At 68.5% G+C, this 13,313-nt stretch carries 12 protein-coding genes; 8 read left to right on the forward strand and 4 right to left on the reverse strand.

The window, feature by feature from the left end; all coding sequences use genetic code 11:
- Positions 1–2 precede the first annotated feature (2 nt).
- The 5 genes from FB475_RS21775 (at position 3) to FB475_RS21795 (ending at position 6,246) form a co-directional block, all read left to right on the forward strand.
- Positions 3–779, forward strand: a complete 777-nt coding sequence (locus FB475_RS21775; protein ID WP_141858421.1) for a 3-oxoacyl-ACP reductase — start codon at positions 3–5, stop codon at positions 777–779.
- A gap of 10 nt (positions 780–789) precedes the next feature.
- Entirely contained in the window at positions 790–1,509 is a 720-nt protein-coding gene (locus FB475_RS21780; protein ID WP_141858422.1) for a FadR/GntR family transcriptional regulator, read from the forward strand.
- Between the two features lie 86 nt (positions 1,510–1,595).
- On the forward strand, positions 1,596–3,128 hold the full coding sequence (locus FB475_RS21785) for an amino acid permease (RefSeq protein ID WP_238332327.1): 1,533 nt from the start codon (positions 1,596–1,598) through the stop codon (positions 3,126–3,128).
- A gap of 109 nt (positions 3,129–3,237) precedes the next feature.
- Positions 3,238–6,000: a helix-turn-helix transcriptional regulator gene (locus FB475_RS21790; protein ID WP_141858424.1), complete on the forward strand. Its 2,763-nt coding sequence runs from the start codon at positions 3,238–3,240 to the stop codon at positions 5,998–6,000.
- Positions 6,001–6,246 (forward strand): SCO4848 family membrane protein, encoded by a 246-nt coding sequence (locus FB475_RS21795; RefSeq protein ID WP_141858425.1) that lies wholly within the window; start codon positions 6,001–6,003, stop codon positions 6,244–6,246.
- Here FB475_RS21795 and FB475_RS21800 read toward each other — a convergent pair.
- A complete protein-coding gene (locus tag FB475_RS21800; protein WP_141858426.1) occupies positions 6,203–7,009 on the reverse strand; it encodes a helix-turn-helix domain-containing protein in 807 nt (268 codons plus the stop codon). The two genes, FB475_RS21795 and FB475_RS21800, sit on opposite strands and share 44 nt — an antisense overlap.
- Before the next feature lie 23 nt (positions 7,010–7,032).
- Between FB475_RS21800 and FB475_RS21805 the strand changes: the two genes are divergently transcribed.
- The 3 genes from FB475_RS21805 to FB475_RS21815 are packed head-to-tail and all read left to right on the forward strand — an operon-like array spanning position 7,033 to position 8,815.
- A complete protein-coding gene (locus FB475_RS21805) occupies positions 7,033–7,860 on the forward strand; it encodes a M55 family metallopeptidase (protein ID WP_141858427.1) in 828 nt (275 codons plus the stop codon).
- 42 nt (positions 7,861–7,902) lie between these two features.
- A complete protein-coding gene (locus FB475_RS21810; RefSeq protein WP_141858428.1) occupies positions 7,903–8,343 on the forward strand; it encodes a DUF488 domain-containing protein in 441 nt (146 codons plus the stop codon).
- 58 nt (positions 8,344–8,401) lie between these two features.
- On the forward strand, positions 8,402–8,815 hold the full coding sequence (locus FB475_RS21815) for a DUF2000 domain-containing protein (RefSeq protein ID WP_238332328.1): 414 nt from the start codon (positions 8,402–8,404) through the stop codon (positions 8,813–8,815).
- An 803-nt stretch (positions 8,816–9,618) separates the two neighbouring features.
- Here FB475_RS21815 and FB475_RS21820 read toward each other — a convergent pair.
- The 3 genes from FB475_RS21820 to sdhA form a co-directional block, all read right to left on the reverse strand.
- On the reverse strand, positions 9,619–10,731 hold the full coding sequence (locus tag FB475_RS21820; RefSeq protein WP_141858430.1) for a WD40/YVTN/BNR-like repeat-containing protein: 1,113 nt from the start codon (positions 10,729–10,731) through the stop codon (positions 9,619–9,621).
- A 130-nt stretch (positions 10,732–10,861) separates the two neighbouring features.
- Positions 10,862–11,566, reverse strand: coding sequence for a succinate dehydrogenase iron-sulfur subunit (locus tag FB475_RS21825; RefSeq protein ID WP_141858431.1), 705 nt, complete (start codon positions 11,564–11,566; stop codon positions 10,862–10,864).
- Entirely contained in the window at positions 11,566–13,308 is a 1,743-nt protein-coding gene (gene sdhA / locus FB475_RS21830) for a succinate dehydrogenase flavoprotein subunit (protein WP_141858432.1), read from the reverse strand. Before sdhA ends, FB475_RS21825 begins: the two co-directional genes overlap by 1 nt.
- Between the last annotated feature and the right edge of the window lie 5 nt (positions 13,309–13,313).

The raw sequence follows: 13,313 nt of genomic DNA on the forward strand, positions 1-13,313 counted from the left end.
ACATGGACGTCAACGCTCATCGGCTGGAAGGCCGCGTCGCGGTGGTGACCGGCGGCGCGAGCGGGATCGGGCTGGCCACGGTACGGCGGCTGGCCGCGGAAGGCGCCCACGTGGTGATCGGCGACCTCGACCCGGCAGCCGGCAAGGACGCCACGGACGAGGTGGGCGGACTGTTCGTGCCGACCGACGTCACCGACCCGGTCGCGGTGGACAACCTGTTCCAGCAGGCCTTCGACACGTACGGGGCGGTCGACATCGCGTTCAACAACGCCGGCATCTCGCCGCCGGACGACGCGTCGATCCTGGACACCGGCCTGGAGGCGTGGCGCAAGGTGCAGGAGGTCAACCTGACCTCGGTGTACCTGTGCTGCAAGGCCGCGATCCCGTACATGCAGCGCCAGGGCAAGGGCTCGATCGTCAACACCGCGTCGTTCGTCGCGATCATGGGCGCCGCGACGTCGCAGATCTCGTACTCCGCGTCGAAGGGCGGCGTACTGGCGATGAGCCGCGAGCTCGGCGTCGAGTTCGCGCGGCAGGGGATCCGGGTCAACGCGCTCTGCCCGGGCCCGGTGAACACGCCGCTGCTGACCGAGCTGTTCGCGAAGGACCCGGAGCGGGCCCAGCGCCGGCTCGTGCACGTACCGATGGGCCGCTTCGGCGAACCGGAGGAGATCGCCGCCGCGGTCGCCTTCCTGGCCAGCGACGACTCGTCCTTCATCACCGCCAACACGTTCCTCGTCGACGGCGGAATCTCCGGGGCGTACGTGACACCGCTCTAAGCTGGGGGCCATGGTCGTACAGGCGGATGACGCGGTGTTCCGGCCGGTCCGGGCCGGGAACCCGTTCGAGGAGACGGTCGAGCGGTTGCTGCAGGCAATCAAGCTCGGCGTCGTCGTGCCTGGCGACCGGTTGCCGCCGGAGCGGGAGCTCGCGGCCCGGCTGAACGTCAGCCGGGTGACGCTCCGGGAGGCGATCCACGCACTCACCGAGGCCGGGTACGTCGAATCCCGCCGCGGCCGGTACGGCGGCACGTTCGTCAACGCGCAGCTGCCGAAACCCCGCCGTACGACCGCCAAACGCCTCGCCCGCGACCTCGCCGCCGGCCTCGACGATGCCCTCACACTGCGCCAGGTGCTGGAAACCGGCGCCGCGGAGGCCGCCGCGTCCCGCACCCTGTCAGACGCCGAACGCGACCACCTGCAACGCTGCCTGGACGAGACCGCGGCCGCGAGCCTGACCGACTACCGCCGCCTCGACTCCCGCCTGCATCTCGCCATCGCCGAGGTCACCGGCTCACCGTCCCTGCTCTCGGCCACCGCCGACGTACGCATGCGCCTCAACGAGCTCCTGGACGCGATTCCCCTGCTCGAGCGGAACATCGAGCACTCCAACCAGCAACACGGGGCCATCGTCGACGCCGTGCTGGCTGGAGATCCGGACGCCGCCCGGCACGCCATGCAGGAGCACCTGCAAGGCACAGCGGTACTACTGCACGGCTTTCTCGACTGACTCCTTGACACGTGGCCCGCCCGGCTGCCTCAATGAGCCTAAAGGTCTGGGGGGAGACCATTGAGGCGCTGTCTAGGAGGCTCGCAGTGAGTGACGAACGTACCGGCTCCGCCCCGATGACCGATGACGAGCAACGCCTGCACCAGTTGGGTTACGCCCAGGAACTGTCCCGGACGATGTCCGGGTTCTCGAACTTCGCAGTGTCGTTCACGATCATCTCGATCCTGTCCGGCTGTCTGACCCTGTACGGGTTCGGGATGAACACCGGCGGCCCGGTGATGATCGTCTGGGGCTGGCCGATCGTCGGGCTGATGACGTTGTTCGTCGGCCTCGCGATGGCCGAGGTGTGCTCGAGCTACCCGACCGCCGGCGGCCTGTACTACTGGGCCGCGAAACTCGCGCCGAGCAACGGCGCGGCCTGGTCCTGGTTCACCGGCTGGTTCAACTTCCTCGGCCAGGTCGCGGTGACGGCCGGCATCGACTTCGGGGCCGCGTTCTTCCTGAACGCGTTCCTCGACCTGCAGTGGGGTTTCACCGCCTCACCCGGCCACACGATCCTGTTGTTCGGGATCATCCTGGTGGTGCACGGCCTGCTGAACTCGTTCGGCGTGAAGCTGGTCGCGAGGCTCAACGACATCAGCGTCTGGTGGCACATCGTCGGCGTGCTCGCGATCGTCGTCGTGCTGATCGTCGTACCGGACAAGCACCAGTCGGCGTCGTTCGTGTTCGGCCACTTCGTCAACAACACCGGCTGGGGTTCGACCTTCTACGTCGCCCTGCTCGGCCTGCTGCTCGCGCAGTACACCTTCACCGGGTACGACGCGTCCGCGCACATGACCGAGGAGACGCACGACGCCGCGCGCTCCGGGCCGCGCGGGATCGTGATGTCGATCGTGGTCTCGCTCGCGGCCGGGTGGGTGCTGCTGATCGGGCTGACGTTCGCGATCCAGAACTACGACGGTTCGCTGAAGAGCGCGACCGGCGTACCGCCCGCGCAGATCTTCATCGACGCCGCCGGCGCGGTGACCGGGAAGATCCTGCTGCTGGTCGTGATCGGCGCGCAGCTGTTCTGCGGGATGTCGTCGGTGACCGCGAACTCGCGGATGATCTACGCGTTCTCGCGCGACGGCGCGCTGCCCGGGTCGAAGTTCTGGCACAAGATCAACCACCGGACCCGGACACCGACGAACGCGATCTGGCTGGCCGCCGGCGGTGCGTTCGTGCTCGGCCTGCCGTACCTGTGGAACGCGACCGCGTACGCCGCGGTGACGTCGATCGCGGTGATCGGTCTCTACATCGCGTACGTATTGCCGACGCTGCTCCGGCTGCTGCAGGGCGACAACTTCCAGCGCGGCCCGTGGCACCTCGGCCGCTGGAGCCGGCCGATCGGGATCGTCGCGATCGCCTGGGTCGTCTTCATCACGATCCTGTTCATGCTGCCGCAGGTCAGCCCGGTCACCGGTAGTACGTTCAACTACACGCCGATCGCCGTCCTCGTGGTGCTCGGCTTCGCGGCGGCGTACTGGTTCCTGTCCGCCCGCCGCTGGTTCACCGGCCCGAAGGTCCAGGGCACCGAGGCGGAGCTCGCCGCGATCGAGCGCGACCTCGAATCCATCTAGCACGCGCCCTCATGGTGCCGGGGCGCAGGCGTGCCCCGGCACCATCGTGCCGTGTTCTTTCGTCTGCGTGCTGTGATAATCCTCGAAGGTAATCCTTCGAGGAGTTCGATTGACAGACGACGAGCTGGTCGGGCGAACGGGGCTGGTCGAGCGGGCGACAAAGCAGCTCGAGACCAGCGGCAGCGTGCTGCTCTACGGTCCGACCGGTATCGGGAAGTCTGCGCTCGCCCGCGCCCTGGTCGCCGACCGGTGCCGGAAAGGCTGCCGGATCCTCAGCGCCGCGCCGTCCAACTCCGAGGCCGGCCTGCCGTACGTCACGCTCCTCGACCTGCTCTCCAGCCAGCTCGAGTTCGCCTGGCAGGTGCTGCCCGACCACCTCCGCCAGCCGCTCGAGGTGGCGCTGCTGAAGGCCAGCGCGCCGGACACGGTCCGTGACGAGCTCGCCGTACGGCTCGCTGTCCTGCACGTCCTCCGCCGCCTCGCCACCACCGGGCCGGTGCTGATCGTGGTCGACGACATCCAGTGGGTCGACCCGTCCAGCCTCGAAGTGCTCACGTTCTGTGCTCGTCGCTTGTCCGACGGCGTGCACCTGCTGGCCACCGAGCAGGTCGCCGACGGCGACCTGCCGATGATGGCCGACGCCTGCCCCGAGCCGGTCCTGCAGCTCGAAGTGCCGCCGCTGACCGAGCCCGACGTCCTCGGCCTGCTCCGCCAGCGGCTGTCCAGCCCCCTTCCGGTCCGTACGGCGCGACGCATCTTCGCCGCCAGCGCCGGCAACCCGTTCATGGCCCTCGAGCTCGGCCGGGCCGTACTGCGGCATCCGAAGAGCGTCTCGCCCAACGACCCGCTGCCGGTTTCCAGTCGCCTGAAGACCCTGCTCGGTGAGCGTCTCGCCGACACCTCCGCCACGACGCACGAGCTGCTCCTGCACGCCGCCTCGTCGCCGCGCCCGACCACGACCCAGCTGGCCCGGTCGCTGGATCGCCCGATCGACGCCGACCTGGCCGAGGCGGAGGAGCTCGGCCTGATCGACATCTCGGCCGAGCGGCTCCGCTTCACCCACCCGCTGCTGCGCGAATTCGTGTACGCCGAGGCGACGTCAGCGGACCGCCGGCGCGCGCACGCGAAGCTCGCGGCGGTCGTCGACGAGCCGGTCGAGAACGCGACCCATCGCGCACTGGCCACCCAGGCGGCCGACGTACAACTGGCGGCCGCGATCGAGGAGGCCGCCGCCGTGGCCGCCGGTCGTGGGGCGCCGGGTGCCGCCGCGACGCTGTGGCGATTGAGTGCCGAGCGGACTCCGGTGACGGAGGCCGACGAGCGGGCGCGCCGCCTGACCCGGGCCGCCGACGAGGCGGCCGCGGCCGGTCACGTGGCCGAGTCGGCCGACATGGCACAGCTCGCCGCGCAGGTCGCCACCAAACCGGAGACGAGGGTTCCCGCGTTGTTGCTGTGCGCCGACGCCGTCTGGCCGGAGCGCGACCGCCGCGTGGAGCTGCTGACCGAGGCGTTCGAGGCGGCCGCCGGCGACAAGGCGCTCGAGGCGCGGGTCCGGATCGAGCTCAGCAACAGCCACTACTTCGACCGCAATCTCGACGGCGCGCGCGAGGAGGCCCGGATCGCCGAGCAGCTCGCCCGCGAGGTCGGCGACACCGAGGCGCTGGTCGACGCTCTGAGCGCGGCCAGTTCGGTGCTGATCTCGCGGGACGCCGGCGAATCCGCGGACGCCGTGCTGCAGCAGGCGGCCGAGCTGGCGAAGGGCCTGCCGCTCACCCGGACCGCGGTGAACGCGCGCCAGATGGCCGCGATGCAGGAGCTGTTCCGCGGCCGGACCGCCGAGGCGATCACCGCGATCAATGCGCTGGCCGACGAGGTCCGCGAGCACGGCGCGATGCGCTGGCTGGCATCCGTACTGATCTCCGCGACCGCGATTCACGAGCGCAGCGGCCGCGGTGCCGAGGCGCTGGCCGCCGGGCACGAGTGCTACCAGCTGATGCAGGACATCGGCGACGAGTCCGAGGTCGGGCTGGTGGTCGCGAGCCGGGCGGAGTGGGTCGGCGGGTCGGCAGCGATGGCGCGGCAGTTCGCGGAGGCCGCGCTGGAAGGCGTCCGCCTGGTCGGGAACGACGAGTGGACCGGTCCGGCGCTGGCCGCGATCGGGATGATCGGCGTACTGACCGGCGACCCGCAGCGGGCGGTCGAGGCGTTCGACGCGATTGCGGAGTCCGGCGAGGCGGCGATGCCGTTCGACCCGGCGGTGATCCCGTGGCACGCGGACTACGCGGAGGCCCTGGTCGCGGCCGGCCGGCTGGACGACGCGGCCGCGCTGATCGCCGAGATCCGGGCCCGGGCCGAGAGCCTGGACCGCGTGGTAGTGAAGCTCGGCCTGGACCGCGCCGAGGCGCTGCTGATCGCCAAGCAGGGCGACCCGGCCGCGGCGCTGGAGCTGCTGGAGAAGTCGCTCGGTACGGCGGGGGACCGGGTCTACCCGCTCGACCTGGCCCGCGGTGAGCTGACTCGGGGCCGGATCGCCCGCCAGGCCCGGCGCCGGTCGGTCGCGCGGACCGCGTTCCTGGACGCGATCGAGCAGTTCGAGTCGTACGGCGCACCCGCCTGGCGCGAGGTCGCGGAGACCGAGCTGGCGCGGCTCGACGTACCGAGCCGGAGCCGGCAGCCGTCGGAGCTGACCGACAACGAGCAGCAGATCGTCTCGATGGTCCGCGACGGCTCCACGAACCGCGAGATCGCCGCCGCGCTGTACCTGTCGGTGAAGGCGGTCGAGTCCCAGCTGACCCGCCTGTACCGGCGCTTCGGCGTCGCGAACCGGACCCAGCTGCTCAGGATGGTCGAGCGACCCGGTAACAATGGCTGAGTGAAACTGGAACGCAAACACGCTCTCGTCCTGCTCGCCATTGCTGCCTGGAACGTCGTCACGTACGCCCGGTTCATCAAGGCGCTCGCCGACACCGAAGGGCGCCCGACCGGGTACTACGTGGCGCACACGATCCTGATCATCGTGAACTTCCTGATCGCGGCGCTGCTCGGCACCTGGGGCGTGCGCGCGTACAAGGCGGCTAAGGCCTCGCAGGCCGGGGCGCCACAAAACTCTTCGGTGTGACGCCGAGCACCTTCTTGAAGTGCCGGTTGAGGTGCGACTGGTCGTAGAACCCGGCCAGCGTCGCCACCTCGGCCGCCGGCCGCCCGTCGAGCAGGTACCGGCGCGCGAGGTCGACCCGCCGCCCGGTCAGATACCGGTGCGGCGGCATCCCGAACTCCCGGCTGAACGCCCGGACCAGATGCACCGGATGCGCATGCACGATGCGTGCCGCCTCCTCGAGGCTGATCCCGTCGGCGACACGAGCATCCAGCAACTCCCGCAACTGCCCCGCTACCCCCGCATCCCGCCGCTGTACCGCCGCTGTCACCTCTCGGGTGAGGTGCTGCTGGAGCCTCTCCTCGATGAACAGCAGACGGCTCTGGGCTTCCAGGTCTTCGCGGCCGTCCCGGAGCACCCGATGCAACTGGTGGATCCGATGGCGTAGCAGCGGGTCGACGTACTCGGGCTGATCGACCGCGGCCCCGATGAGCTGTACTCCGAGTCGATCGGGCTCCAGGTACAACACCCGCTTACGAAAACCCCCAGGGAGCACGGACCGCCCGTCGTGCGGCACATGCGGCGGCAACAACGAGACTTGCGCCTGCGCCAACCCGTGCTCGTGCCGATCCAGGTCGTACCGAACCGCACCCTCGTCCACGATCAGCACGGTCCACGCGTCGTGCGTGTGACTCGGGTACGCATGCGTCGGAAAATGCGCATGCAACACCTCGACGACCCCAGGCACCCCAGGCCGCCACGCCCGCACCTCGGCGCCACCGCTCATGGTTAGAACATACGCTCTGGGGTGTGAAGGTCTACGTGAGTGCGGACATGGAAGGCGTCACCGGGGTCGTCGACGCGGAGGACGTACAGCCGCCGGGACGGGACTACGAGCGCGCCCGGGTGCTGATGACCGAGGACGTGAACGCCGCCGTCCGCGGTGCGTACGCCGCCGGCGCCACCGACGTACTGGTGAACGACGCGCACGGCCCGATGCGCAACCTGCTGCCCGACCTCCTCGACCCGCGCGCCCGCCTCATCAAGGGCCGCCCGAAACCGATGGGCATGATCGAGGGCCTGACCCCGGAGTACGACGCCGCGCTCTGCATCGGCTATCACGCCCGCGCCGGCATCCTCGGCGTACTGAGCCACAGCTTCATGGGCCACGAGATCGAGGACATCTGGCTGGACGACCAACTCACCGGCGAAATCGGCCTCTTCCACGCCACCGCCGCCGCGTACGGCGTACCCCTGGCCCTCCTCACCGGCGACGACACCGCCTGCAACGAACTGAAAGCCTGGGACCCCACCGTCGCCACCGTCCCCGTCAAGTTCGCCAAGGACCGCTTCGCCGCCGAACTGGTCCCGGTCGCCGAAGCCCGCGAGTCGATCGAAACGACCACCACTGCCGCCCTCAGCCGCCTCCTCACGCCCGAGCGCCGTTCCGGACCCCGCACGTTGGCCGTCCGCTGGCAGTCCGCCTCGGTCGCCTCCCACCTGACCGCCATCCCCGGCGTGACCCGCCGAGACGACCGCACCGTGACTGTCGAAGCCGACATGCTCCACCTCTACCGCCTCTTCAACCTCTTCCTCCGCGTCTGCACAGCCGTCACCTCGAACCCGCCGTACTGCTGAATGGGTTGGAGATCGGGGACTTAGACGGGCAGGATCTGAACCGTGGGTCGGTCGGAAATCCTGTCTATCGGTTATGAGGGGCGCAGCCAGCAGGATCTGCTGGCTACTTTGACAAGCCATGGTGTCACCGTGGTTGTCGATGTTCGGCTCAACCCGATCAGCCGCAAGCCGGGTCTGAGCAAGACTCGTCTCGCCGAGGCGTTGGCGGCGGCCGGCATCGAGTACCGGCATCTGAAAGCGCTCGGGAATCCGCGGACGAACCGCAGCCCGTTCCACGAGGGCAGGATCGCCGAGGGCTGCGACGAGTTCCGAAAGTTGCTCGCCGCGCCGGAGGCGGAGTCCGCGCTCCAGCAGATCGTCAACGCGAGCCGGCACACCAAGCTCGCCGTGCTGTGCTTCGAGAAGAGCCACGACCACTGCCATCGGCAAATAGTCGTTGACGAGGTCGACAGTCGAGAATCGCGCGACATCACCTACGTCTAGAACGGGCTGTTAAGAACGTACAAGACCGTCGTCGCTCGGGACCGGCAGGCTTCTGGTTGTGGAAAAGTTTGATACGAAGATTGCTGTGTTGTTGCGGGATGATCTGGCTGTTTGGCAGCGGTTGAATGTGGCGGCGTTTCTGGTGAGTGGGATTGCCGGTACGCATGCCGAGGTGGTCGGTGAGCCGTACGAGGATGCGGACGGCGTGCGGTACTTGCCGATGTTCCGGCAGCCGGTGATGGTGTTCGAGGGGGCCAAGGAGTTCATGGTCACCGCGCACCGGCGGGCGTTGGACCGGGGGATCGAGCACTCGGTGTTCACCCAGGACTTGTTTGCTACCGGCAACGACCACGACAACCGCGCGGCGGTGAAGGCGGTCCCGACCGCCGACCTCGACCTGGTCGGAATCGCTTTCTACGGCCCGAAGAACGCCGTCGACAAAACCCTCAAAGGCGCCACCAAGCACCACTGAGCAGATACCGCTCGGCTGCGGATGGCCGGAGTCGGTCGGCTCACGGTCAGCCGGACGATCCTGCGATTCGGCCTCGACGGCCGTGTCACACGCTCGCGGTAGATCACCCGCGTCGAGGTACGAGGTCGCGAGGGAGATCCTGCAGAAAGCGCGGCTTCGTGGATGCAGCTCCGATGACCCGCCGAGAGCAAGCTTCGCGTGCCGCTCGGTATCTTTCGGCACTCGGAGAGCAATGAAGCAGTGAGCGAGTTCGTCTTGGAGTTCTGCCTCATCGAAGTACTCGATCCACGCCGGCTCGTCACCGTCCGAGCTTTCGCGAAGTCCGTCTCCGCTTGCTTGATCATCCGCAGACAAGCGCGTTTGTCACCAATACTTGCCAGGCCTCGGGCTTCCATAGCCGCGTACATCGCTCGGATCCGGGGCGTGGCTTGGCCGCCTGCTCCGAGCGCGGCAGCCCTCGCCAAGTCCACAGCCTCTTGGTGCTCGCCGAGGTAGAAAGCTGTGGAACGACATCGAGGCGACCCACCGCTTCTGGATCCGAGCGGGTCGACCCGCCAGGGAGCGCTACCAACTGAAGCTCACCCGGTCACATCAGTACGTCGTACTCGACGAGTCCTCGACGCCGATCCACGACTTGCTCGTGCCAAGCCACTGATTCACCAACGACTGACTTAGCGGCTATTCAGAAGTCACCAGGCAAACCCCCGCCTACCCGATAAAGCCAGCAACCACTCTAATCTCTCTTTTTTCTTTATCTTCTGTTCTTCCGTTGTCTACCTCGCCTGCCTCGCGTCCCATTTGAACTAACGGGGCGCGAACTTCGACCAGGTGTTGCCGCCGTCGGTGCTCAGGACGACCTCTGTCGTGCGGCGGCGCGGCACCTCGAAGCCGTACATCAGCTTCTCGTCACCCTCGAGGTCGGCGAGGTCGCCCGGATTGGCGTCGAGGAGCTTCGCGGACCCGTCCTGGATCCGGTACAGCCGCGGCCGGGCGCCGACGGCACCGCCGAGCATCAGCGCCGTACCGTCGTCGAGCGCCAGCGGTGGCACGTCCAGGCTCGGCGGCGGGTTCTGTACGGTCTTCCAGTTGGCGCCGCGGTCGGTGGAGATCTCCATCTTCGCCACGGCCTGCCCGGTGGCGGTGACGGCGACCTGCGTGGTCAGCAGCGTCTTGCCATCGGGGCTGACGGCGAGCCGGCCGAGCTGGTTGTGGGTGTCGAGCGAGCGCGAGCCCCAGGTCTGCCCGCCGTCGTCGGTCCAGACGATGTCTGTGCGCCCGATACCGGTCAGCATCCAGCACCGCCCGGTCCCGTCACACACCGGCGACCGAGTACCGCGGCCCTCGAGCATCCGGACCGTCGAGTCCTCCGGGTCCACCACGACGATCCGGCCCGGCACGATCTGGTCGCTGAGCACCTCGTTCTTGCCGAACGTCGTGGTCGGCAGCCGGTACCGGAGCTTGGTCAGCAGCGGTCCGTCGTACGTCAGCCGGTACATCATCGTCGCGCCGCCCTCGAGCGTGCCCTCCGGCGGCGGCGCGATCGCGATCGCCTCGGTACCGGACCGCAGCGTCACGTACGGCACCGGCCACTCCGGCGCGGTCGCGCGCGAGCCGTCCCGGTCGACCACCGCGGCGTACTTGCAGGTCGGGCCGCTGGTGCAGTCCGACCAGCCGGCCGCCCAGCGGTTCCGGGTGACCATCGTGATCGACAGCACCTGGGCGCGCTTCGAGGTCACCACGGTGGTGCCGGGTGCGCCGACAGCGGCCGGTTCGACCACGATCGGCTTGTCCGCGACCGGTCCCGGCGCGGACAGGTGGAGTACGGCGAGCACGATCGACGTCAGCGCCGCTAGTACGCCGACGACCAGCACCGGCGGCATGCTCCGGGGGAGCCCGCAGCGCTCCAGCAGCTCCACCAGGCGACGGTAGAAGCGGTCGGAGAATTCGCGCAGGCGTGGCTCCACTGTCACCCCCCAAGGGCAGAGATCTCCCCCGCCAGGCAGGGTCAGGTCGGCGGCAGAATCTTACAGGGAGTCAGGAGCAGGCTTACACGCGGCGGAAAATGAGCGCTCGTTTGACTTCCTGGATCGCCTTGGTGACCTCGATGCCGCGCGGGCAGGCCTCGGTGCAGTTGAAGGTGGTCCGGCAGCGCCAGACACCTTCCTTGTCGTTCAGGATCTCCAGCCGCTGCTCGGTGCCCTCGTCCCGGCTGTCGAAGATGAACCGGTGCGCGCCGACGATCGCCTGCGGGCCGAAGTACTGCCCGTCGGACCAGAACACCGGGCAGGACGTCGTACACGCCGCGCACAGGATGCACTTGGTGGTGTCGTCGAAGCGGTCCCGGTCGGCCTGCGACTGGATCCGCTCCCGGGTCGGCTCGTGGCCGCTGGTGACCAGGAACGGCATCACCGAGCGGTACGCCTCGAAGAACGGGTCCATGTCGACGACCAGGTCCTTGAGCACCGCGAGCCCCTTGATCGGCTCGACGGTGATCTCCTTGTCCGGGTTCAGGTCCTTGATCAGCGTCTTGCAGGCCAGCCGGTTCCGGCCGTTGATCCGCATCGCGTCCGAACCGCAGACGCCGTGCGCGCAGGACCGCCGGAACGTCAGCGTACCGTCCTGCTCCCACTTGATCTTGTGCAGCGCGTCCAGCACCCGGTCGGTCGGCTGCAGCGTGACGGAGTACGTCTTCCACTCCGCCTCGGCTGTCACCTCGGGGTTGTACCGGAGGATCTTGACCTTCACGTCCATCAGTACTTGCGCTCCATCGGCTTGTAGCGGGTCTGCACGACCGGCTTGTAGTCCAGCCGGATGTTCACGGCGCCGTCGGCATCGACCTCGCGGTAGGCCATCGTGTGCCGCATGAAGTTGACGTCGTCGCGCTTGTCGTAGTCCTCGCGGAAGTGCCCGCCGCGGGACTCCTTACGTGCCAGCGCGCCCACCACCAGGACCTCGGCCAGGTCGATCAGGAAGCCCAGCTCGACGGCCTCGAGCAGGTCGGTGTTGAACCGCTTGCCCTTGTCCTGCACGGCGACGTTCGCATAGCGCAGCTTGAGCGCCTCGATGTCGGTGAGCGCCTGCTTCAGCGAGCCCTCGGTCCGGTACACCTGCGCGTTCAGGTCCATCGTCGCCTGCAGGTCGGACCGGATCGCGGCGATCCGCTCGTCACCGGTCGAGTTCCGCAGCCCTTCGACGAGGTCGACGACGTACGCCGCCGGGTCCTCGGGCAGCTCCTCGAACGACGCGGTCTCGGCGTACTCCGCCGCCGCGATCCCGGCCCGCCGGCCGAACACGTTGATGTCCAGCAGCGAGTTCGTCCCCAGCCGGTTCGCGCCGTGGACGGACACGCAGGCGACCTCACCCGCGGCGTACAGGCCCGGGATCACGTCGTCGTTGTTGGCCAGGGCCTCGCCGCGGATGTTGGTCGGGATGCCGCCCATCGCGTAGTGCGCGGTCGGGAACACCGGGATCTGCTCGGTGTACGGCTCCACGCCCAGGTAGGTCCGCGCGAACTCGGTGATGTCCGGCAGCTTCGCGTCGATGTGCGCGGGCTCCAGGTGGGTCAGGTCGAGCATCACGTAGGCGCCGTCCGGACCGCAGCCGCGGCCCTCGCGGACCTCGTTCGCCATCGCGCGCGCGACCATGTCCCGCGGCGCCAGGTCCTTCACGGTCGGCGCGTACCGCTCCATGAAGCGTTCGTTGTCCTTGTTCCGCAGGATGCCGCCCTCGCCACGGGCCGCCTCCGACAGCAGTACGCCGAGACCCGCCAGGCCGGTCGGGTGGAACTGGAAGAACTCCATGTCCTCCAGCGGCAGGCCCTTGCGCCAGACGATGCCCATGCCGTCACCGGTCAGGGTGTGCGCGTTGGACGTGGTCCGGAACACCTTGCCGAAACCGCCGGACGCGAAGATCACCGACTTGGCGGAGAACACGTGCAGCTCGCCGGTGGCCAGCTCGTACGCGACCACGCCGCTCGCCTTGCCGTCGGTCATCAGCAGGTCGAGAACGTAGTACTCGTTGAAGAACTCGACGTTCTGCTTGATGCACTGCTGGTACAGCGTCTGCAGGATCATGTGACCGGTACGGTCGGCCGCGAAGCACGAACGCCGTACGACGGCCTCGCCGTGGTTGCGGGTGTGCCCACCGAAGAACCGCTGGTCGATCTTGCCCTCGGCGGTCCGGTTGAACGGCAGGCCCATCTTCTCGAGGTCGAGAACCGCGTCGACGGCCTCCTTGCACATCACCTCGGCCGCGTCCTGGTCGACCAGGAAGTCACCACCCTTGACCGTGTCGAAGGTGTGCCACTCCCAGTTGTCCTCCTCGACGTTGGCCAGCGCGGCGCACATGCCGCCCTGGGCCGCGCCGGTGTGCGACCGGGTCGGGTAGAGCTTGGTCAGTACCGCGGTCCGGGTGCGCTTGCTCGACTCGAGCGCGGCGCGCATCCCGGCGCCGCCCGCGCCGACGATGATGACGTCGTACTGGTGCTGCTGCATCAAGA

It is taken from the genome of Kribbella jejuensis (assembly GCF_006715085.1).
Classification (GTDB): domain Bacteria; phylum Actinomycetota; class Actinomycetes; order Propionibacteriales; family Kribbellaceae; genus Kribbella; species Kribbella jejuensis.

Excerpts from the sequence above, each read along its gene's own strand:
- FB475_RS21800 (WP_141858426.1), bottom strand. The coding sequence starts at position 7,009 with ATGAGCGGTGGCGCCGAGGTGCGGGCGTGGCGGCCTGGGGTGCCTGGG.
- sdhA (WP_141858432.1), bottom strand. The coding sequence starts at position 13,308 with ATGCAGCAGCACCAGTACGACGTCATCATCGTCGGCGCGGGCGGCGCC.
- FB475_RS21825 (WP_141858431.1), bottom strand. The coding sequence starts at position 11,566 with ATGGACGTGAAGGTCAAGATCCTCCGGTACAACCCCGAGGTGACAGCC.
- FB475_RS21775 (WP_141858421.1), top strand. The coding sequence starts at position 3 with ATGGACGTCAACGCTCATCGGCTGGAAGGCCGCGTCGCGGTGGTGACC.
- FB475_RS21780 (WP_141858422.1), top strand. The coding sequence starts at position 790 with ATGGTCGTACAGGCGGATGACGCGGTGTTCCGGCCGGTCCGGGCCGGG.